This is a genomic window from Pseudodonghicola flavimaris (assembly GCF_030164425.1).
GTDB classification, from domain to species: domain Bacteria; phylum Pseudomonadota; class Alphaproteobacteria; order Rhodobacterales; family Rhodobacteraceae; genus Pseudodonghicola; species Pseudodonghicola flavimaris.
This window is the reverse complement of sequence record NZ_JASNJD010000002.1, coordinates 17,276-37,680: the sequence shown is the minus strand read 5'-3', so window position 1 is coordinate 37,680 and position 20,405 is coordinate 17,276. Positions and strand designations below refer to the sequence as shown.

Sequence of the window (20,405 nt, the reverse complement as noted above, 5' to 3'; positions counted from 1 at the left end):
TCTGACATCTATGACCCAACGGCGCTCTTCCTCTTTTCCATCTCCTGCCGGCGATCCGTCTCCGGGCGGGCGCGGCCCTTGGCGATTGCTGGTGTTGCTGCTGGTGCTGGCGGCGGGCGGGGTCGGGGCGCTGACGCTGGGCGATACGCTCAGTTTCGACACCCTGCGCGACAACCGTGCCGCGTTGCTTGCCTTCCGAGAGGCGCATCTGCTCTGGCTGGTGGCGGGCTTCCTGGCGGTCTACATCGCCATCGTCACCCTGTCGCTGCCGGGGGCTGCGGTGGCCTCGGTCACCGGCGGGTTCCTGTTCGGCCTGCCGCTCGGCACCGTGCTGAACATCGTCGCGGCGACGGTGGGGGCGGCGGCGATCTTTCTGGTGGCGCGCTGGGGCGCCGGGGCGGCGCTGGCGGCGCGGATCGAGGCGTCGGAGGGGCGGTTGACCCGGCTGCGCGCCGGTCTCAGGGATCATGAGATCAGCGTGTTGCTGCTGTTGCGGCTGGTGCCGGCGGTGCCTTTCTTCGTCGCCAATCTGCTGCCGGCGCTGGTCGGGGTGGGGTTCGGCAATTTCCTGTGGACGACGGCGCTGGGAATCGTGCCGGGGGCGCTGGTCTTCACCTCTATCGGTGTCGGTGTCGGCGAGGTCTTCGACCGCGGCGGGACGCCGGATCTGTCGCTGATCTGGGAACCCTATGTGATCGGGCCGATTCTGGGGCTTTGCCTGCTGGCCGCGCTGCCCATCCTGATCCGGAGCCTGCGGCGCGGGCGGGAGGGCTGAGCGGATGGCGGAGACAATAAAGCGGCTGACCCCCGACCTGCTGGTCATCGGTGCCGGTTCCGGCGGTCTGTCGGTCGCGGCCGGTGCCGCGCAGATGGGGGCGGATGTGATTCTGCTGGAAGGGCATCGGATGGGCGGCGATTGCCTGAATTACGGTTGCGTCCCGTCCAAGGCCCTCCTGTCGGCGGCGCGTCGGGCGGCGGTGCTGCGGCAGGGCGCTGCGCCGGGCACCGGCGGCGACCCGGTTGCCGAGTATACCGCCGCCATGGCGCATGTCGCCGAGGTGATCGCCCGGATCGCCCCCCATGACAGTGTCGAACGCTTCGAATCGCTGGGGGTGCGGGTGATCCGGGCCTGGGGCCGATTCATTTCCCCGCGTGAGGTGGTGGCGGGCGATCACGTGATCCGCCCCCGGCGGGTGGTGATCGCCACCGGTGCCGCGCCGCTGGTACCGGATATTCCCGGCCTGGCGGAGGTGCCCTATCTGACCAACGAAACCCTGTTCGATCTGCGCCATCCGCCGGAGCATCTGCTGATCGCCGGCGGCGGTCCGGTCGGGCTTGAGATGGCGCAGGCGCATCTGCGGCTCGGCGTGCCGGTGACGGTGATCGAGGGCGACCGGCTGCTGGGGCGCGAGGACCCGGAGCTGGCGGCGCTGCTCAGCGACCGGCTGCGCGCCGAGGGGGCGGAGATCGTCGAGGCGGCGCGGATCGCCCGGGTGGCGGGGACGGCCGGGGATATCCACGTCGAGACCGAGGCCGGCGCGACCTATGGCGGCAGTCACCTGCTGCTGGCGTTGGGGCGACGGGCGCGGACCGACGGGCTGGGGCTGGAGGCGGCGGGGATCACGGCCAACGGGCGGGGCATCCGCACGGATGCCCGGCTGCGAACCGGCAACCGGCGAGTCTATGCCATCGGCGATGTGACCGGCGGTGCGCAATTCACCCATGTCGCGGGCTATCAGGCCGGGGTGGTCCTGCGCGCGGCGCTGTTCGCGCTGCCCTCGCGGGCGCGCAGCGATCACATCCCGCGCGTCACCTATACCGACCCGGAGATCGCCCAGGTCGGCATGACCGAGGCCGAGGCGCGCGCCGCCCACGGGGCGCGGCTGGAGGTTCACCGTGTCGATCTGGCGCAAAACGACCGTGCCGTCGCCGAAGGGCTCGGCCCCGGGATGATCAAGCTGATGGCGGTGCGGGGGCGCCCGGTGGGGGTCTCCATCGCCGGTCCGCAGGCCGGAGAGCTGATCGGGATCTGGGCCCTGGCCCTGGCCCGGGGGATGAAACTCAGCGCGATTGCCGGTCTGGTGCTGCCCTATCCGACATTGGGTGAACTTAACAAACGGGTGGCGGGGGCCTATTTCTCTGCCAGGCTGTTTGATAATGAGACAGTCAAACGTTTGGTCCGGGCGGTGCAGCACATGCTGCCGTGACCGGGATGGGGCTCTATGCTGAACTCGCTTTCGGGCAGATTCCTGATTTTGACGGCGGTCTTCGTGATGTTGGCCGAAGTCCTGATCTTTGTGCCCTCGATCGCGCGCTACCGGGTCGATTACCTGCATGACCGGCTGGAGCGGGCGCAGATCGCCTCGATGGCGCTTCTGGCCGACGATATGCTGGACAGCGATCTCGAGGCCGAGCTGCTGCGCAATGCCGAGGTCTTCAACGTGGTGCTGCGGCGCGACGAGATGCGCCAGCTGATGCTGTCCTCGCCGATTCCCGAACCGATCTCGGAAACCTACGACCTGCGCGCCCCGGGAGCGGCGGTGCTGATCCGCGATGCGGTGAAGCGGCTGATCACGCCGGAGAATCAGATCGTGCGGGTGATCGGTGCGCCGACCCGCGATGCCGGCCTGCTGATCGAGGTGACGATGGAGACCGCGCCGCTGCGCACGGCGATGCTGGATTACGGGCTGCGGATCCTGCTGCTGTCGGCGGTGATCTCGGTGGTGACGGCGCTCCTGCTCTTCGTGGCCGTGCGCATCGTGCTGGTGCGGCCGATCAAGGGCGTGGTGGGCTACATGAAACGCTATGCCGCGGCGCCGGAGGATGCGCGCGGCATCATCCAGCCGCATGCCGGCGTGACCGAGCTGCGCGAGGCGGAAGAGGCGTTGCTGCAGCTGCAAACCGAGCTGACCCAGCTTCTGCGGCAGCGTGAACGGATGGCCCAGCTGGGCGGTGCGGTGGCGAAGGTCAGCCACGATCTGCGCAATATCCTGACCAGCGCCCAGTTGATCACCGACCGGATCGAGACCAGCGAGGACCCGCGCGTCCGCCGGTTGGCGCCGAAACTGGTGAACTCGATCTCGCGGGCGGTGTCGCTGTGCGAAAGCACCCTGGCCTTCGGCCGGGCCGAGGAGCCGCCGCCGGCGCTGCGGATGATTCCGCTGGCGCCGATCACCGACGATGTGATCGACAGCGAACGGCTGGCGCTGACCGGCTGCGATGTGCGCCTGGAAAGCCGGGTGCCCCCCGGGCTGGAGCTGCGGGCCGATTCCGAACAGCTGTTCCGGGTGATTCTGAACCTGGTGCGCAATGCCCGCCAGGCGCTGGAAGTGGCGCACCGGTCCGGTACGGTGACGGTTTCGGCACGGGAGGATGACGACAACTGGTGGATCGAGGTCTCTGACACCGGGCCGGGGCTGCCGGCCAAGGCACTGGAGAATCTCTTCACCCCGTTCCGCGGTGGCGCCCGTGCCGGCGGTGCCGGGCTGGGGCTGACGATCTCGGCCGAGCTGGTGCGCGGCCATGGCGGCAGTCTGGAACTGGCCAGCACCGGACCCGAGGGTACGGTGTTTCAGATCCGTCTGCCCCGGTCGATGACCGCGCTGGAGCCGCTCGCCTGAGGGGCGGAGCGGGTGAAATCGCGCTCTGTGACAGAGAAGTGAAAAAACATCGGAATTGGGATTGCAAACCCCAGATGGGAACTATAAACGCTCCCCCAGTGGACCGATAGCTCAGCTGGATAGAGTACTTGACTACGAATCAAGGGGTCGGGGGTTCGAATCCTCCTCGGTCCGCCACTTGCATCTGAAAAGATGAAGTTGTGTGATGACGGGGCCAGCTCACCCGTCTCGACATCAGCCAAATCAGATTTGACACCGTGATGCCTGCAGTACCGGGGGGACCGGATTCGTGCTGGTCTTCGCGGTGAGGGCCGCAGTCCGAGACGGCGGGGGAAGGCCCTGGCCGGGCCGTGGCTGAGGGGCCAGTACGCTCTTACTCAGGGGCCGGCGCGGGTTGCCGATCTTGCGGTGGCTGCTGGCCAGAACGCGGCCGAGAGGGGGCGAAATCAGCCATCCGGACGTCCTGTTCCGGCGTGGCGGTGGTGCGGGCTCAGAGCATCTTGGAGATGTCGCGCGCCGTCTCCAGCACCCTGGCGATCAGCGTCTCGCCGGGGTCGATCTGCATCTCATGGCCAGAAAGATTCATCGCCGCCACATAGCGCCCGTGGTGCGATACCAGCGGTGCGGCGATCGAAAAGGTGCCGGTCGCCAGATGCGAGCTTTGGGCGACATAGCCACGTTCGCGGTCGGCCCTGAGCAGCGGTTTCAGCTCCTCCAGCGACGACGGTGCGGCGGGGCTCATGCGTTCGAAGGCGTAATCCTTGAACCGGGCGTCCAGCTCGGCCTCAGGCAGATCGCTCAGCAGCAGCCGGCCCATGGTGGTGGAGAAGGCGGGCAGGCGGGAGCCGACCGGAACGTTCGAGACCATCGAGCGATCCGACAGCGCCCGGTAGACATAGACGATCTCGGTCCCCTCAAGCACCGAGACATGTACGGTGAAGCCGGTTTCGTCGCGCAGCGCGTCGGCCGGCAGCCGGGCGATGTCGTAGACATCGAGCGAGGCGAGATAGCGATAGCCCAGATCCATCACCCGCGGCGCCAGGCGATAGCGGTTCTCCTGCCGGGTCAGATAGCCCTCGCGTTCCAGGGTGACGACGAAGCGATAGGCGGCGGAGCTGGTGACCGAGATCGCCTCGGCGATCTCGGACAGGGACATCTCGGGGCGGCGCGTGTCGAAGCATTCCAGGATGCTGAGGCCGCGCAGCAGTGAGTTCGAGCGATAATCGGGTTCCTTCGCCATCGCGTTCCCTCAGCCGCCCATGCGCCCGTCCGCGTCGCGCGTGGCGAGACGGGCGGAAACGCGGGCCATGGCGGCGGCATAGTCCGCGAGGATCCGGTCTTCCTGCGGGTGATGACCGGCGCTGATCGCCTTGCGACCGCGCACCACCACATCGCCGACGTGAAACCCGCGCCCGGCAAAGACGTGGAAATCCAGCGCCGCCTCGGCGGCGACGGGGGCCATGGCCGCGGGTTCGTCGCTGCTGAGTTCGACGAAGCTGGCCATGCCGCCGATGGCGATCCCCTGTTCGGGTCGGCCGGCGGCGCGGGCACCGCCCTGGGCGGCCCGGGTCCAGAGGTTGGCGGCGACATGCGGCTGGCCGGGGGCGGCCAGCACGTTGCGCTGCCGGTCGCGCAGCCGCTGGCTGTATTCCAGTTGCTGCAGTTCCTGTGCCGCGACAGTGGCGATATTGGAATCCGAACCAATGCCGAAGACACCGCCCTCCGCCAGAAAATCGGTGGCGCGGAAGATGCCGTCGCCGAGGTTCGCCTCGGTCATCGGGCACAGGCCCACGGTGGCGCCGGAGCGGGCGATCCGGCTGACTTCGGCATCGTTCAGGTGGGTGGCATGGATCAGGCACCAGCGGTGGTCGACCGGGGCCATGTCGAACAGCTGTTCCACCGGCCGGCGGCCGTTCCAGGCCAGCGCGTCCTCGACCTCTTTCACCTGCTCGGCGACGTGGATGTGCACCGGGCAGTCGGGCAGCAGATCGGCGCGCAGCTCCATCAGCTGGCCGAGTTCCCCGGCGGTGACGGCGCGCAGCGAATGCGGCGCAATGCCCAGGGTATGGCCGGCCGCGGCGGCCGGGGCCTTCAGCGCCTGGATCATCGCCGCATAGCCGTCGAGATCCTGGATGAAACGGCGCTGGCCCTCGGTGGGCGGCAGGCCGCCGAAGTTGGAATGGGCATAGAACACCGGCAGATGGGTCAGATCGATCCCGGTCGCCTGCGCCGCTTCGAAGATCGCCAGCGACAGCTCTTCCCGGCGGGCATAGGGGGTGCCGTCGAGATCGTTGTGCACATAGTGAAATTCGACGATGCCGGTATAGCCGCCCTTGAGCAGCGACAGATAGAGCCGCGCGGCGATCGCCTGCATGTCCTCGGGCGACAGGGTCAGGGCGAAGAAATACATGATGTCGCGCCACGACCAGAAGCTGTCCACCGGGTTGCGGCGCACTTCCGACAGGCCCGCCATGGCATATTGGAAGGCATGGCTGTGCAGGTCGGTGACGCCCGGCACCACCGGCCGGTCATAGACCGGCAGGCCCAGCGGGTTGTCGTCCTCGGCCAGGGCCGAGATCAGGCCGGCGTCGTCAAACCGGGCGGAGAGGTTCCGCTTCCAGCCGTCCGGGGTGAGAGCCAGGCGGAAATGGGCGCCTTCGAGACGGGGAGAGGTCATTGGCGGGGCTCCAGCTCGGGTTTGAAGGCGGTCATAACGGCGATCAGCGCGGACAGCGCGTCCTTCAGCCGGTCGGCACGCTCGGGCAGATAGGTCCAGGGATGCTCTTCGATCATATAGCAGTCCTGCGCGATCTCGATCTGCAGCGCATGCACGTTCTGCGCCGGGTTGCCGTAATGGCGGGTGATGAACCCGCCCTTGAAGCGCGCGTCGCGCACGGCGCTGAACCCGCTGTCCTGCAGCGCGGCAAAGGCGGCCTCGCCCAGAGCGGGGGCACAGGAGGCGCCGGAATTGGTGCCGAGGTTGAGATCGGGCAACCGGCCCTCGAACAGCCGCGGCACCCGGCTGCGGATCGAATGCACGTCGAGCAACAGGCAATAGCCATGCGCGGCGCGGATGCGGTCGATCTCGGCAGCGAGGGCGGCGTGATAGGGCTCCCAATAGGTGGCGATGCGCGCCGCCCGCTCGGTGGCGGTCGGTTCGGCGCCGGGGCGATAAAGCGGCGTGCCGTCGAAATCGATGGTCGAGATCAGCCCGGTGGTGGCGCCGGTGTAAAGCGGCGTGTCGTCCTTGGAGCGGTTGAGGTCGACGGCATAGCGGGTGACCCTGGCCGCCAGCAGCGATCCGCCCTCGGGCAGGACGTCGCGGGCGATCCGGTCCATGTGCCAGTCGGTGTCGCGCAATCCGGCGGCCTCCGGCGTCAGCGCGGCACGCAGGGAATCGGGCAAAATCTCCCCGGCATGCGGGACACTTAGTAGCACTGGCCCTTCGCCCGAGAGCCTGTTAAAGACCGTGTTTTCAAAGCTTTGACCGGAGTTCTGTGCCATTTTCGCCTCTTTCACATTTGAAAACGGTTATTGACATGCAAAAACTCTGCGTCAAGAAACATCTCACCCAACCCCGCGACGGGCAGGCCTTCGGGCGTGCCGAGAATGGGGGGTTCACAACAGCCCATGGAGGACATCCCATGACTCTTTCCCGGCGCCAGTTCCTTGGCACCTCCACCGCGGCGCTGGCCGCGCTGTCGACCCCGGCCTTTGCCGCTGGCCGTACCTTCTTCGGTATCGCCACCGGTGGCACTGGCGGCACCTACTACCCGCTGGGCGGCATGCTGGCGCAGCTGATCTCCAACACCGCCGAGCTGCCCGACACCAAGCTGTCGGCCACCGCCGAGACCGGCAACGCCTCGGTTGCCAACGCGCAGCTTCTGGGCCGTGGTGAGATCGAATCCGCCTTCGCCGCCGCCGATATCCTCGACGCCGCCTACAAGGGTGTGAACCAGTTCGACGGCAATGCGCTGACCAACCTGCGGGCCATTGGCGCGCTCTATCCCGAGACTGTGCAGCTGGTGGTGCGGGCCGACAGCGGCATCGAGTCCTTCGAAGATCTCAAGGGCAAGTCGATCTCCTCGGGCTCGCCGGGCTCCGGCCAGTGGCAGCTGCTGGGCGACCTGCTCGCAGCTCACGGCATGAGCCGCGAGGACGTGTCCGAGGATTATTCCTCGTTCGCGCAGTCGGTCGACAAGATCAAGGACGGCAACCTCGACGCCTCGCTGATCACCGCCGGCCTGCCGACCTCTTCGGTGACCGACCTGGCCAACGGCCATGACATCCGCATCGTGCCGCTGAACGGTCCGGCGATCGCCAAGCTGCAGGAAGCCCAGCCCTATTATGCCAACGCGGTGATTGCCGCGGGCAGCTACAAGGGTGTGGACACCGACGTGGAAACCCTGGCCGTGCGCGCCATCTGGGCAACCCATGCCGAAGTGCCGGACGACATCATCTATGCGGTGACCAAGGCGCTTTACGAAAACACCGAGACGCTGGGCAAGGTGCACCCGATGGGCAAGCGGATCTCGCTCGACACCGCGCTGGAGTCGGTGTCGATCCCCGTGCACCCCGGTGCCGAGAAATACTACGCCGAAAAGGGCGTCTCCAAGTAATGGCGCTGCGCAGTTTTCTGCGCGGCATGGGGAGGGCGGCTGCGGCCGCCCTCCTGTTGCCATGCCTTCCCGCCATGGCCTCGGCCGGGGCGGGGGCGGGCTGGCTCTGCCTGACCGAGACCCGTGGCGAGGGGCGCGAGATCGCGCGGCTGCCGCTGGGGCCGGACGGCACCTTCGACCTGAGTTTCATCCATTCCGTATCACGCACGCCGGTGACCGATTCCTATCGTGTCGAAGAGGGCCGGATCGTGCAGACGCGCGAGACCTTCATGGCGCATGGCGCCGGGCTGCCGTCGATTGCCAACGATATGGATGCCACCGGCTGGCGGCACGAGAACGGTCATTTCATTCTCGACATGCACCGGCTGACCGGTCCGATCCCGCTGCGCATCCAGGCGCAGTTCAAGAACACCCTACATATTGCCGGGACCCATCTGCCGCTGGCGGAGCTGGGCCAGTCGGCGCTCACCCTTGCACCCTGTGACGAGGAGACACCGCTTTGACCCAAGGGATGCCCCCGAAGGACAACCATGGCCATACCGCGGCCGATGGAGATCATGAATTCACCGCCGACGAAGTCGAGGCGCTGGTCCGCGAATACGACTCGGAATCGAATTTCCGCAACCTCGTGGGGCCGACCGCGATCCTGGTGACCGTGGCCTCGGTCATTCTGTCGCTGTTCCACGTCTATACCGCCGGTTTCGGCCTGCTGAACGAGGTGATGCACCGGACCATCCACCTCAGCTTCGTGATGGGGCTGATCTTTCTGGTGTTCCCGCGCAAGCGGGCGACGCCGACGCGCGGCATGTGGGTGGAATCGCTGCTGTTCGCGGCCTTCTACCTCTATCTGCTCTATGGCATCGCCACGACGCTTCCGGACAGCATGCTGAAGACCGTCTTCGTCGCGGTGATGCTGGTGCTGATCGCGTTGACGCTGCCGTTCAACCGCCGTGGCGCGGATCCGGAGAAAGTGGCGCTGCGCGACTGGGTGTTTGCCGCCTTCGGCGCCGGCTTCTCCGCCTATCTGTCGATCTTCTTCAAGCACATCTTCATCGACAACGTCGGCAACCCGCCTGAGCCGGTCTACATGATGGGGCTGATCGCCATCGTCATGACGCTGGAGGCGACGCGCCGCACGATGGGGCCGACGCTGGCCTGGATCGGGGTGGGCTGTCTGCTCTACGCGCTGGCCGGGCCCTACCTGCCGGGCATTCTGGCGCACCGGGGCTATTCGATTACCCGGATCATCAACCACCTCTTCGTCGGCACCGAGGGCATCTACGGCGTCGCCGTCGGCGTGGTGGCAACCTATGTGTTCCACTTCGTGCTGTTCGGCATCCTGGCGCAGATGAGCGGTCTGGGGCAGCTCTTCATCGATCTCGCCACGATCATCGCCGGCCGCGCGGCGGGCGGGTCGGCCAAGGTCTCGGTGGTGTCCTCCGGGTTCTTCGGCATGATCTCGGGCTCGCCGATCGCCAACACGGTGACCACGGGCGCCTTCACCATTCCGCTGATGAAGAAATCCGGTTTCTCGGGGCGCTTCGCCGGCGCGGTCGAGGCCTCGGCCTCCTGCGGCGGCCAGATCACCCCGCCGATCATGGGGGCCTCTGCCTTCGTGATGACCGAGATGCTGGGCATCCCCTATAACGAGCTGATCCTGATCGCCATCGTGCCGGCCTGCTTCCACTATATCGCGATCCTGCTGATGGTGCATCTGGAGGCGAAGAAGCTGGGGCTGCAAGGCCTGTCGCGGGACAAGATCCCGCAGTTCGGTGCAGTTCTGGCCCGGTCGTGGCACCTGTTCGTCCCGCTGGGGGTGATGGTGGCGATGCTGCTGATGCAGTACACCCCGTTCCTGGCCGCCTTCTGGGGCATCATCCTGACCATCGTCTTCAGCTATGTGCCGCTGGTGATGCGGGCGCTCGGCAATACCACCATGGACACCTCCACCGTGCTGACGCCGCCGCGGCTGGTGCGCGGGTTCGAGGATGGCGCCAAATTCGCGCTGGCCATCGGGGCCGCCTGTGCCTGCGTCGGCTTCCTGCTGGGGATGACGACGCTGACCGGGCTCGGGTTCAAGTTCTCGGCCGCCGTGGTGCAGCTGGCGCATGATGTCGCGACCTTCGTCGTCGGCATGGATTTCACCGGGCTCTTGTCGGAAAACGGTCTGGCGCTGTTCTTCGGCCTGATCTTCGTGGCGATCGCCTGCATCATCATGGGCGCCGGTATCCCGACCACGCCGACCTATATCATCCTCGCCTCGATCGCGGCGCCGGCACTGATGGAATTCGGCGTGCCGCTGATCGCGACCCATTTCTTCGTGTTCTACTTCGGCGTGCTGGCGGATGTGACGCCGCCGGTGGCGCTGGCCGCCTATGCGGCGGCGGGTCTGGCGCGGGCCGAGCCGATGACCACGGGCACGACGGCTTTCCGGCTGTCGATGGGCAAGGCGCTGGTGCCGTTCATGTTCATCTATGCCCCGAGCCTGCTGTTCGTGGATTTCACCTGGCTGGAGTTCATCACCGCGCTGCTCTCGGGTCTGATGGGCGTGCTGGCGCTGTCGGCGGCCTATATCGGCTGGTTCCGTCGTGACCTGGCGCTCTGGGAAAAGGTGCTGCTGACGGTGGCGGGGCTGCTGCTGATCTCCACCTTCTGGGCGGCGATCGCGGTCGGCGCGCTGATCGTGCTGGGCATCCTGATGCGGCCGCCGGGCACGCGCCTCGGCGCCGCCTGACCTGGCCCGGGACCGGGCCGTGACATCTGCGCCCGCCGGAGCGATCCGGCGGGCGTCTTGCGTTTCGGGGGCTAGGCCGTGGCGCCATCGCGTCTCCCACGCCCGGCCCTGTAGGAGTCCGTGCGACCGCTGTGCCGCTTGACAGCGACAGGGCGGCGCCGGAAGTTTACGTAACGACCGGAGGGGGGAGATGAGAGGCGTTTTCGGACCGCGGGAAGGGGGCAAGCGCGAACTGGTGCTCTGTTCGTGGCTGCGGTCGCAAGTGGCCACCGGGCTGGATGCCCGGACGCATGCGCCCAGTGTGGCGGGCGCCGATTTCGACCGGATCCTCGATGGCAGCGGCCGGCTGCGTGCCGCCGCCGGCGATCTGCTGCTCCGCGCCGGGGCGATGCTGGAGGACAGTGACGCGATGCTGCTGCTCTGCGATGCCGAAGGCGTGGTGATGGAGGCCAGCGGCGGCTTCCGGGCGCGGCGGCAGGGGGAGCGGAACAACCTGCAGCCGGGTGGCCGCTGGAGTGAGGGGGCGATGGGCACCAACGCGATCGGTACTGCGTTGCATCTGCGCCGGCCGGTGACGATCAGCGATACCGAACATTACTGCGCGGCGATCCGGCACTGGGCCTGCGCGGCGGTGCCGGTCCGTGATCCGGCGGACGGGACGCTGCTGGGGGTGATCGATATCTCCGGCGCGCCGGGGGTGGGGTTCGCCAATGCCGGGGCGCTGGCCACCGCGCTGGCGGGGCAGATCGAGGCGGCGCTGCGCGATGCCGATCTGACCCGGCATCGGCGCCTGATCGACCTGCTGTTGGCCGGTCGCCCACGCGCGGAGGGGGAGGCGGTGATGCTGCTCGATCAGTTCGGGCGGCAGGTCTGGGCCAATCCCGCCTTCGAACGCCTTGTGGTGGACGCCGATCTGCCCGCCGGTGAGACCCTGCGCCAGCTGGCGGCGCAGAAGGAAGGCGATGCCGAACAGGCCGCGGCGCGGCTGCGCGCGGCCCTGCCCGGGGCCGATGTCGACCTGTTGGGAGCGGCGGGCGGCGCAGCGCTGGGGCTGGTGGTGACGCTGCCCGAGCCGGCGGTGCGGCGGCGGCCGACGCAGGACGTGGCAGCGCCGGAGAGGCTGTCGCTGTCCCGGATCGCCGCGACCAGCCCGACGTTGGCGCCGCTCTGCGCCTCGGCACAGAAGTTCCACGATCGCGCCATCGCCCTCGTGCTCGAAGGTGCGGCCGGGGTCGGCAAGACCACGTTGGCCCGGGCCCTGCATGTCGCCGCGACCGGGACGTCCGAGACCTTCGAGATGTTCGATTGCGCGACGCTCGACGCAGAGGCGCTGCGCCAGACCCTGCGCACCGGCGATGGACTGCTGCGGCCGCGCCTGGGCACGCTCTGCCTGGTCGAACCTGCGCGCACCCCGGCAGAAGCGCAGCCGCTCCTCGCTCAGGTCCTGCAGCGGCTGACGCGCCGGGGTGGCGCGCCGCTGCGGCTGATCTCGCTGAGCTCGGAGCCGCTCGGCGATGCGGTAACGGCGGGGCGTCTGTTGCGCGATCTGCAATTGCGCTGTTCCGGTGCGGTGATCCGGTTACCGGGTCTGGCCGCCCGGCGTGACGAGATCGCCGCGCTGCTGCAGCACTTCGCCCGCGCGGCGGCCCCGCCGCAGCTGCGGCCGCTGCGGTTCACCGCCGCGGCGCTGGCGGCGCTGCGCGGCTACGACTGGCCCGGCAACCTGTGGGAAATGCGCGATCTGCTCAGCGCGTTGGAGACCGGGCGGCCCGGGGCGGAGGCGCGGATCGTCGATCTGGCCGATCTGCCCGGGGCGATCCGCAACCTCCTGCGTGCCGACAACCGGCGGCTGCAGGACAGCGAGCGGGAGACGATCCTGAATGCGGTGGCCGAGGCGGAAGGCAACCTCAGCCGGGCGGCGCGCCGGCTCGGGATCGCGCGCTCGACGCTCTATCTCAAGCTCGACCAATATGGTGTGCGCCGGCGGCGGTCGCGGCGCTGAGCGCTCACGCGCAGGTGATCCGGACTGTCCGAAAATCGGACATTTCCCCCCACCCTGCGGCTCTTCCGGGGGAATTGGGCGCCGCCTATCCTCGGGTATGCAACAGCATGCAATGCGTGAGAGAGGAGGCACCAGGATGAAAGCTCTGGTCTATCAAGGTCCCGGTCAGAAGGATTGGGTCGAAAAGGAAAAACCGGCGATCGAGAAGCCGACCGACGTGATCGTGAAGATCACCAAAACGACGATCTGCGGCACCGATCTGCATATCCTCAAGGGCGATGTGCCGGCGGTGACGCCGGGGCGGACGCTGGGGCACGAGGGGGTCGGTGTCGTCGAGGCGGTCGGCGACGCGGTGGCGAATTTCAAACCCGGCGACGCCGTTCTGATCTCCTGCGTCACCTCCTGCGGCAAGTGTGCCAACTGCAAGCGCAGCCTCTATGCCCATTGCGAGGACGGCGGCTGGATCCTCGGCCATCTGATCGACGGCACCCAGGCCGAATACGTGCGGATCCCGCATGGCGACAACTCGCTCTATCCGATCCCGGAGGGCGCGGATGAAGAGGCGCTGGTGATGCTGTCGGACATCATGCCGACCGGGTTCGAGATCGGCGTGCAATACGGTCATGTCAAACCGGGTGACACCATTGCCATCGTCGGCGCCGGTCCGGTGGGCATGTCGGTGCTGCTGACCTCGCAATTCTATTCGCCGGGGCGGATCGTGATGATCGACATGGATCCGGCGCGGCTGGCGCTGGCGCGGCAGTTCGGCGCCACCGACACCATCCAGGTCGGGACCGAGGATGCGGTGGCCAAGATCATGGAGATGACCGACGGCAGGGGCGTCGACGTGGCGATCGAGGCGGTCGGCGTGCCGGCGACCTTCGACACCTGCCAGAAGATCGTCTCAGCCGGCGGCAATATCGCCAACGTCGGCGTGCATGGCACCCCGGTCGAGCTGCATATCGAAGAGCTCTGGATCAAGAACATCAACATCTCGATGGGTCTGGTGAATACCAACACCACCCCGATGCTGCTGAAGACGCTGGGCTCCGGCAAGGTCGATCCTTCCAAGCTGGTGACCCACCGCTTCAAGCTGGACGAGATGATGGATGCCTATGAGGTCTTCGGAAACGCAGCGCGCGAAAAGGCGATGAAGGTGATCCTGAGCGCCTGATCCTCGGCGCGATGACAGCATCCCGGCCGCAGGGGGACCCGTGGCCGGGATCGTGGCGGGCCATGGCAGCTGCGGCGCCTGCCTCTTGCGGTTGCGCCGACAGCGACGGCGGCAATCCGTACGCCTTCCGGGCGGCGCAGTTTCGCATCCCTGGATCACCCCGGGTCAAGCCTCCGGCGTGTCGGGGTGGCGGGGTGAGCGGAATGTCTCCACGCCGGCTGCGGATTTCTTGCAGGAAATCGCCCAATCTCGCCAAAGATGCACTTTGGCGATGCAGAGCCCTGCCGAACACGTCTATGTGACCGGAAAAACACGGGTGCCGCCGAATCACACCCGATGACGAGAGCAGGAGCACAGTCCAGGTGCGGACAGAGACAGCAAACGGCCGGAGCGGGCGCGCTACGGTCACCGCCCAGCCCTTTCAGATACGCGGACGGTTCATCACCGCGATTGCCCTTCGGCTGGAGAGCGCCAAGCTCGACGCCGCGTTTTACGAGGCGCTCGACGAACACCTGCACCGGGCGCCGCAGCTGCTGCTGAACGCGCCGCTGCTGCTGGATCTGGGGCTGGTCCCCGGGCTGACCGACAAGGAGGTGCTGCGCGCCCTGGTGGCCGAGCTGCGCAAGCGCAATCTGCAGGTCTTCGGGGTGCAGAACGTCTCCTCCGACCCGCAGCGCGAGGCGACCGAGGCGCTGGGGCTGATCCCTGTCGCCATCGGCCGTGAAACCTCGGTCGAGAAGGCGGGCAAGAGCGGGCGCAGCAAGATCGACCGCCTGCTGCCGCCCGACAACAAGCTGATCACCAAGCCGGTGCGCTCGGGTCAGGTGATTTTCGCCGAGCGCGGCGATCTCACCGTGATCGGCTCGGTCTCTTCCGGCGCCGAACTGGTTGCGTCCGGCAATATTCATGTTTACGGCACGCTGCGCGGTCGGGCCTTCGCCGGTGTTCACGGCAATGAATCCGCCCGCATCTTCTGCCTGAGACAGGAAGCGGAACTGTTGGCCATCGCCGGAATCTATCGCACCAGCGAAAGCATCGGCGACACGCTGCGGAACCACAGTCTGCAGGTGTTTCTAAAGGACGAAGGCTTGTATTTGGAGGCGCTCACATGACGACGCAAATGAAGGAGAAGCCGCCTCTGGGGCAGATCATCGTGATCACCTCCGGCAAGGGCGGCGTGGGCAAGACCACCTCGGCGGCGGCGATCTCCGCCGGGCTGGCCAAGCTGGGGCACAAGACGGTGGTGATCGACTTCGACGTCGGTCTGCGCAACCTGGACATGATCATGGGCTGCGAACGTCGGGTGGTGTACGATTTCATCAACGTGATCCAGGGCGATGCGCGGCTGAAACAGGCGCTGATCAAGGACAAGCGGCTCGACACCCTGTTCATCCTGCCCACCTCGCAGACGCGGGACAAGGATGCGCTGACCAAGGATGGGGTCGAGGCGGTCCTGAACGAGCTGAAGGAAGAGTTCGACTACATCATCTGCGACAGCCCCGCGGGGATCGAGCGTGGCGCGCAGCTGGCGATGTATTTCGCCGATGAGGCGGTGGTGGTGACCAACCCCGAGGTGTCCTCGGTCCGCGATAGCGACCGGGTGCTGGGGCTGCTGGCCAGCAAGACCAAACGGGCCGAAAGCCCGGAGGGAGAGCCGGTGAAGGCGCGCGTCCTGCTCACCCGTCATGATCAGACCCGGATCGACAAGGGCGAGATGATGACGGTGGACGATGTGCTGGAAATCCTCGCCGTGCCGCTGATCGGGATCATTCCCGAAAGCCAGGCGGTGCTGCGGGCCTCCAACGTCGGCACGCCGGTGATCCTGGACGAGCCGTCCACCGCCAGCATGGCCTATGAGGACACAGTGGCGCGGCTGACCGGGGAAGAGGTCGAGATGCGGATCGGAGAAGAGCGCCGCCCGGGTCTGTTCCAACGTCTGTTCGGGCGCACGTCATGAGCCTGTTCGGTTTCTCTCTCAAACCGCGGCGCGCCAAGACCGCGCAAACCGCCAAGGACCGGCTGCAGCTGCTGCTGGCGCATGAACGCGCCGGCGGCTCCGGCGCCGCCGATTTCCTGCCGCAGCTGCAGAACGATATCCTCGAGGTGATCCGCAAATACGTCACCGTCGCGGATGAGGATGTGGAAATCCGGCTGCAGCGCGATAACGCAGTGTCCAGCCTTGAGATCAATATCGAGATGCCGGCGGATTCCGGAAAGAAGCCGCGCTCCTGAGCGGGAGGCTGCCGGCCCCCTGCCTGCGCCGGGGGAGCGGGCCGGCTTGGGGAACCGGGGCAGCGCGGTGAAGCCTGTTGTCAGCCGGCCGCCGTCTGTTTACCCCTGAGCCGGAGCTGCCGCGCGCGATGCGGCGACCGACGGGAAGACCGATGGACGACACCCCCTTCCGTTACCACAGCAGCCACTGGGGCGCTTTCCGGGCGCGGCGCCAGGGCGCGCGGCTGGAGATCACGCCGCTGGAGCAGGACCCCGACCCGTCGCCGATCCTGCAGAATTTCGCCACCGTTCTCGATCACCCGGCGCGGCTGCGGCAGCCGCTGGTCCGGCAGGGTTGGCTGCAGGACGGGCCGGGTCCCGATCCGCGCCGTGGCAGCGACCGCTATGTGCCGATCGACTGGGACCGGGCGCTGGACCTTGCCGCCGCCGAGCTGGCACGCCAGGGCGCCGGGCCGGAACTGCCGGCCCGGGGACCGCTGCCGGGGGCGCATGTCTTCGGCGGGTCCTATGGCTGGTCCTCCGCCGGGCGGTTTCATCACGCGCAGAGCCAGGTGCACCGTTTCCTGAACACGGTCTTCGGCGGCTATGTCTCCTCGGTCGATACCTATTCCTCCGCCGCCGGCGAGGTGATCATGGAGCTGGTTCTGGGCAATGCGGTCCGGATGTCGCGCGATCACGATTGCTGGGCCGGGATCGAGCAGCACGCCGATCTGGTGCTGGCCTTCGGCGGGCTGCCGCTGCGGCCGATGCAGATCGCCTCGGGGGGCAACAGCTTTCACACCGCGCGGGGGCATATGGAACGGGCGGCGGCGCGCGGCTGCCGTTTCGTGTCGATCAGCCCGCTCGACGACGATCTGCCCGATCTGCCGGGGGCCGAGCGGATCCGGCCGCGGCCGGCCACCGATGTGGCGCTGATGCTGGGCATGGCGTGGCAGCTGCAGGCCGAGGGGCTGGTGAACCGGGACTATCTGGCGCGCTACACCTCGGGGTACGAGCGGTTCTTGCCCTATCTGACCGGTGCCGAAGACGGCACGCCGAAGACGCCCGACTGGGCCGAGGCGATCACCGGGGTGCCGGCGGCGACGATCCGCGATCTGGCCCGCCGGGCGGCGGCGGGGCGCACCCATGTCACCGCGACCTATTCGCTGCAGCGGGCCGAGAATGGGGAACAACCGATCTGGATGGCGCTGGTCCTGGCGGCGATGCTGGGGCAGTGGACCGCGCCCGGGGGCGGCTTCAGCTATTCGCTGGGCTCGATGGGATCGACCGGCAAGCCGCCGCTGGCGCTGCCGCTGCCGACGCTGCCGCAGGGCCGCAACCGGGTGCCGGACTTCATCCCGGTGGCCCGGATCGCGGATTTGCTGCTGCATCCGGGGCAGGCCTATACCTACAAGGGTGAAACCCGGAGCTATGCCGATATCCGGCTGGTCTATTGGGCGGGCGGCAACCCGTTTCATCACCATCAGGACCTGCAACGGCTCAGCCGTGCCTTCGCGCGGCCCGACACCATCATCGTGCACGACAGCGTCGGCACCGCCACCGCCGCCCATGCCGATCTGGTGTTTCCCAGCACCCTGACGCTGGAACGGTCCGACATCGGCGCGGCCAGCCACGATCCGCTGCTGATCCCGATGCAGCAGCTGGCGGAGCCGCTGGCCGGCACACGGGACGATTTCGCGATCTTTTCGGCGCTGGCGGCGCGGCTGGGGTGTGAGACACCCTATACCGAGGGGCTGGATGCGGCGGGCTGGCAGGCGCGGCTCTATCGGCGCACGCAGGAGGCGCTGGCGCGGATGGATCTGCCGGCGCCGGAATTCGCCGCCTTCATGGCGGGTGACCCGATTGCCCTGCCGGTGCAGGAGGGCGGTGCGCGCATGGCGCGGTTTCATGCCGATCCGGAGGCGGCGGGGCTGGCGACAGAGACCGGCCGGATCGAAATCTGGTCCGATCGGGTGGCGCGGGCCGGTCTGCCGGGGCATCCCTGCTGGCTGCCGCCCCGGGAATGGCTGGGATCGGATCTGGCGCGGCGGTTCCCGTTCCAGCTGGTCGCCAACCAGCCGCGCGGCAAGCTGCACAGCCAGCTCGATTTCGGTCCGACCAGCATGGCGGGCAAACGGGACGGGCGTGATTGTGCGCGGATGAACGCCGCCGATGCGGCGCGTCTGGGGCTGGCGGCGGGCGATACGGTGCTGCTGCGCAACGATCGCGGCGGCGCGCTGGTGGCGCTGCAGCCGTCCGAGGCGGTGATGCCGGGGGTGATCCAGCTGTCGACCGGGGCCTGGTATGCGCCGCGCCGCCTGACCCCGCCGGGCGAGGATGCGGAGATCACCGTCTGCGTCAACGGCAACCCCAATATCCTGACGGCCGATATCGCCGCCTCCGGGCTCAGCCAGGGGTGCATAGGTCAGCTGTCGCTGGTGGCGGTGACCCGCTGGACCGGGCCGGTACCGCCGGTGGTGCCGCATGCGGAGATCCTGCCGCGCGGCTAGCGCGTCTGCCGGGTTTTGCCGCGCTTTGCCCGCTCCCGGCCGATCCGCGGGGCGCCCCGCCGTTTCGGCGTTTTCCATCCCGGAGGTGCCGCGCTAGGGTCGCGCGATCCATTGACGGGCGGACGCGCCCCGGGCGCAGGGCGGCAGAAGGAAAGCGGATATGTGTGACACGATGATCGCCTTGGGCTCGATCACCGCCTCGGGGCGGGTGCTCCTGGCGAAGAATTCCGACCGCGAGCCGAACGAGGCGCAATATCTGACCCGGACTGCGGCGGCGGATCACCCGCCGGGCAGCCGCGTGCGGATGACCTATGTCGATATACCGCAGGTGCCCCATACCTATGCCCATGTCGGCTCTCGCCCCTGGTGGATGTGGGGGTTCGAACATGGCGTCAACGAACATGGGCTTGCCATCGGCAACGAGGCCGAATGGTCGCGCTTGCCGGCCGGGCAGGCGCCCGGGCTTCTGGGCATGGATCTGCTGCGGTTGACGCTGGAGCGGGCCCGGGACGCCGATGAGGGGCTGGAGGTTCTGACCGGGCTGATCGAGACCTACGGCCAGTCGGGTCGCGCCTCGACCCACCGTGACATGTTCTATCAGAACGCCTTCATACTCGCCGATCCGACCCGGGCCTGGGTGCTGGAGACCGCCGGGCCGCACTGGGTGGCGAAACGGGTGCGCGACTGGGCCTCGATCTCCAACGTCTATTCCATCGGGACGGAGTTCGACCGGATTTCCGCCGATGCCATCGCCTTTGCCGAGGCGCAGGGCTGGCACCGTCCGGGCACCGCCTTTGACTGGGCCGCCGCCTATACCGATCCCGATCTGCCGTTTCTGCCCAGTTGCCGGGCGCGGCTGGCGATGTCGCAGGCGGGCATGGGCGCATTGGCGCAGGGGCCGGTGAGCTTGGACCAGATGGTGGCGCAGCTGCGCGATCACGGCGATGTCGCGGCGGACTGGCGGCCGGGGCTGGATGGCTCCGGCATGGTCTGCATGCATGCGACGGCGGCGGACCGGAGCTCGGAAACCGTGGCGAGCATGGTGGCGGAGCTGGGCGCCGATCGCGGGCCGGTGATCTGGTCCAGCCTCTGTTCGCCCTGCCTGTCGTCCTTCGTGCCGGTCTGGATCGACGCGGCGCTGCCGCCGGGTTGGAGCCAGCCGGCGGAAGACGCGCCCGACGCCTGGTGGCGGATGCAGCGGCTGCAGCGGCTGGTGGAGCGTGACTATGCCGGCACGGCCCGCTATTTGCGCGCGGCGCTGGACCGGATCGAAGCCGACGCGTTCAGCGCCGCCCGTGCGCTGCCGGCGACGGCCGATGCCGCCTGCCGTGCGGCGCTGACGGAGCGGCTGGCGGCGGAACAGGCGGGTGCCATCGCGGCGCTGGAAGCGATCGTGCCGGCATTGCAGGCGGGGCTGCTGCCACCCCGGGGCGACGATCCGCGTGGCGCCTATCTGCAGCAGGTCGCGGCCAGCGCGCCGGACACCCGTGCCCCCGCCACAACCCCTGCCACACCCCCTGCTGCCGCCGGTTGAA

16 protein-coding genes and 1 tRNA gene are annotated in these 20,405 nt (G+C 68.0%); 14 read left to right on the top strand and 3 right to left on the bottom strand.

What is annotated here, in order from left to right; translation table 11 throughout:
* The first annotated feature begins 10 nt into the window (after positions 1–10).
* The 4 genes from QO033_RS02795 to QO033_RS02780 all read left to right on the top strand — a co-directional run bounded on the left by QO033_RS02795 (position 11) and on the right by QO033_RS02780 (position 3,797).
* The gene (locus tag QO033_RS02795) at positions 11–775 is read left to right on the top strand and encodes a TVP38/TMEM64 family protein (protein ID WP_284479408.1); all 765 of its coding nucleotides are present in this window, start codon (positions 11–13) and stop codon (positions 773–775) included.
* Between the two features lie 16 nt (positions 776–791).
* Positions 792–2,207, top strand: coding sequence for a dihydrolipoyl dehydrogenase family protein (locus QO033_RS02790; RefSeq protein WP_284479738.1), 1,416 nt, complete (start codon positions 792–794; stop codon positions 2,205–2,207).
* Positions 2,208–2,222: 15 nt separating this feature from the next.
* Entirely contained in the window at positions 2,223–3,620 is a 1,398-nt protein-coding gene (locus QO033_RS02785; protein WP_284479407.1) for a sensor histidine kinase, read from the top strand.
* Positions 3,621–3,720: 100 nt separating this feature from the next.
* Positions 3,721–3,797: transfer RNA gene (locus tag QO033_RS02780), tRNA-Arg, on the top strand.
* A 313-nt stretch (positions 3,798–4,110) separates the two neighbouring features.
* Here QO033_RS02780 and QO033_RS02775 read toward each other — a convergent pair.
* The 3 genes from QO033_RS02775 to hutG are packed head-to-tail and all read right to left on the bottom strand — an operon-like array spanning position 4,111 to position 7,124.
* Positions 4,111–4,860 (bottom strand): IclR family transcriptional regulator, encoded by a 750-nt coding sequence (locus QO033_RS02775; RefSeq protein WP_284479406.1) that lies wholly within the window; start codon positions 4,858–4,860, stop codon positions 4,111–4,113.
* 9 nt (positions 4,861–4,869) lie between these two features.
* Complete coding sequence (locus QO033_RS02770) at positions 4,870–6,297, bottom strand: formimidoylglutamate deiminase (RefSeq protein ID WP_284479405.1); 1,428 nt, start codon at positions 6,295–6,297, stop codon at positions 4,870–4,872.
* Positions 6,294–7,124 carry an N-formylglutamate deformylase gene (gene hutG, locus QO033_RS02765; RefSeq protein ID WP_284479404.1) on the bottom strand — a complete coding sequence of 277 codons (831 nt, stop codon included), beginning with the start codon at positions 7,122–7,124 and terminating at the stop codon, positions 6,294–6,296. Before hutG ends, QO033_RS02770 begins: the two co-directional genes overlap by 4 nt.
* Positions 7,125–7,264: 140 nt before the next feature.
* On the opposite strand from hutG, the gene QO033_RS02760 reads away from it, so the two are divergent.
* From QO033_RS02760 to QO033_RS02715, 10 genes are all read left to right on the top strand, one after another.
* On the top strand, positions 7,265–8,239 hold the full coding sequence (locus QO033_RS02760; RefSeq protein ID WP_284479403.1) for a TAXI family TRAP transporter solute-binding subunit: 975 nt from the start codon (positions 7,265–7,267) through the stop codon (positions 8,237–8,239).
* Positions 8,239–8,742, top strand: a complete 504-nt coding sequence (locus QO033_RS02755) for a DUF1850 domain-containing protein (protein ID WP_284479402.1) — start codon at positions 8,239–8,241, stop codon at positions 8,740–8,742. The genes QO033_RS02760 and QO033_RS02755 overlap by 1 nt, the downstream gene beginning before the upstream one ends.
* Positions 8,739–10,973, top strand: a complete 2,235-nt coding sequence (locus QO033_RS02750) for a TRAP transporter permease (protein ID WP_284479401.1) — start codon at positions 8,739–8,741, stop codon at positions 10,971–10,973. Before QO033_RS02755 ends, QO033_RS02750 begins: the two co-directional genes overlap by 4 nt.
* Positions 10,974–11,163: 190 nt before the next feature.
* Positions 11,164–12,975, top strand: a complete 1,812-nt coding sequence (locus QO033_RS02745; protein WP_284479400.1) for a sigma-54-dependent Fis family transcriptional regulator — start codon at positions 11,164–11,166, stop codon at positions 12,973–12,975.
* 136 nt (positions 12,976–13,111) lie between these two features.
* Positions 13,112–14,149, top strand: coding sequence for a zinc-dependent alcohol dehydrogenase family protein (locus QO033_RS02740; protein ID WP_284479399.1), 1,038 nt, complete (start codon positions 13,112–13,114; stop codon positions 14,147–14,149).
* 362 nt (positions 14,150–14,511) lie between these two features.
* Entirely contained in the window at positions 14,512–15,261 is a 750-nt protein-coding gene (gene minC / locus QO033_RS02735) for a septum site-determining protein MinC (RefSeq protein WP_284479398.1), read from the top strand.
* Complete coding sequence (gene minD / locus QO033_RS02730) at positions 15,258–16,106, top strand: septum site-determining protein MinD (protein WP_284479397.1); 849 nt, start codon at positions 15,258–15,260, stop codon at positions 16,104–16,106. Before minC ends, minD begins: the two co-directional genes overlap by 4 nt.
* Positions 16,103–16,381 (top strand): cell division topological specificity factor MinE, encoded by a 279-nt coding sequence (gene minE / locus QO033_RS02725; protein WP_284479396.1) that lies wholly within the window; start codon positions 16,103–16,105, stop codon positions 16,379–16,381. Before minD ends, minE begins: the two co-directional genes overlap by 4 nt.
* A gap of 152 nt (positions 16,382–16,533) precedes the next feature.
* Positions 16,534–18,870: a molybdopterin-dependent oxidoreductase gene (locus QO033_RS02720; RefSeq protein WP_284479395.1), complete on the top strand. Its 2,337-nt coding sequence runs from the start codon at positions 16,534–16,536 to the stop codon at positions 18,868–18,870.
* A gap of 160 nt (positions 18,871–19,030) precedes the next feature.
* Positions 19,031–20,404, top strand: a complete 1,374-nt coding sequence (locus tag QO033_RS02715; RefSeq protein ID WP_284479394.1) for a C69 family dipeptidase — start codon at positions 19,031–19,033, stop codon at positions 20,402–20,404.
* Position 20,405 lies beyond the last annotated feature (1 nt).

Bases quoted from the DNA above. Each gene is read 5' to 3' on its own strand.
- QO033_RS02755 (WP_284479402.1), top strand. From the start codon at position 8,239: ATGGCGCTGCGCAGTTTTCTGCGCGGCATGGGGAGGGCGGCTGCGGCC.
- QO033_RS02775 (WP_284479406.1), bottom strand. From the start codon at position 4,860: ATGGCGAAGGAACCCGATTATCGCTCGAACTCACTGCTGCGCGGCCTC.
- QO033_RS02770 (WP_284479405.1), bottom strand. From the start codon at position 6,297: ATGACCTCTCCCCGTCTCGAAGGCGCCCATTTCCGCCTGGCTCTCACC.
- QO033_RS02760 (WP_284479403.1), top strand. From the start codon at position 7,265: ATGACTCTTTCCCGGCGCCAGTTCCTTGGCACCTCCACCGCGGCGCTG.
- hutG (WP_284479404.1), bottom strand. From the start codon at position 7,124: ATGGCACAGAACTCCGGTCAAAGCTTTGAAAACACGGTCTTTAACAGG.
- QO033_RS02785 (WP_284479407.1), top strand. From the start codon at position 2,223: ATGCTGAACTCGCTTTCGGGCAGATTCCTGATTTTGACGGCGGTCTTC.
- QO033_RS02740 (WP_284479399.1), top strand. From the start codon at position 13,112: ATGAAAGCTCTGGTCTATCAAGGTCCCGGTCAGAAGGATTGGGTCGAA.
- minE (WP_284479396.1), top strand. From the start codon at position 16,103: ATGAGCCTGTTCGGTTTCTCTCTCAAACCGCGGCGCGCCAAGACCGCG.
- QO033_RS02745 (WP_284479400.1), top strand. From the start codon at position 11,164: ATGAGAGGCGTTTTCGGACCGCGGGAAGGGGGCAAGCGCGAACTGGTG.
- QO033_RS02715 (WP_284479394.1), top strand. From the start codon at position 19,031: ATGTGTGACACGATGATCGCCTTGGGCTCGATCACCGCCTCGGGGCGG.
- QO033_RS02720 (WP_284479395.1), top strand. From the start codon at position 16,534: ATGGACGACACCCCCTTCCGTTACCACAGCAGCCACTGGGGCGCTTTC.
- minD (WP_284479397.1), top strand. From the start codon at position 15,258: ATGACGACGCAAATGAAGGAGAAGCCGCCTCTGGGGCAGATCATCGTG.
- QO033_RS02795 (WP_284479408.1), top strand. From the start codon at position 11: ATGACCCAACGGCGCTCTTCCTCTTTTCCATCTCCTGCCGGCGATCCG.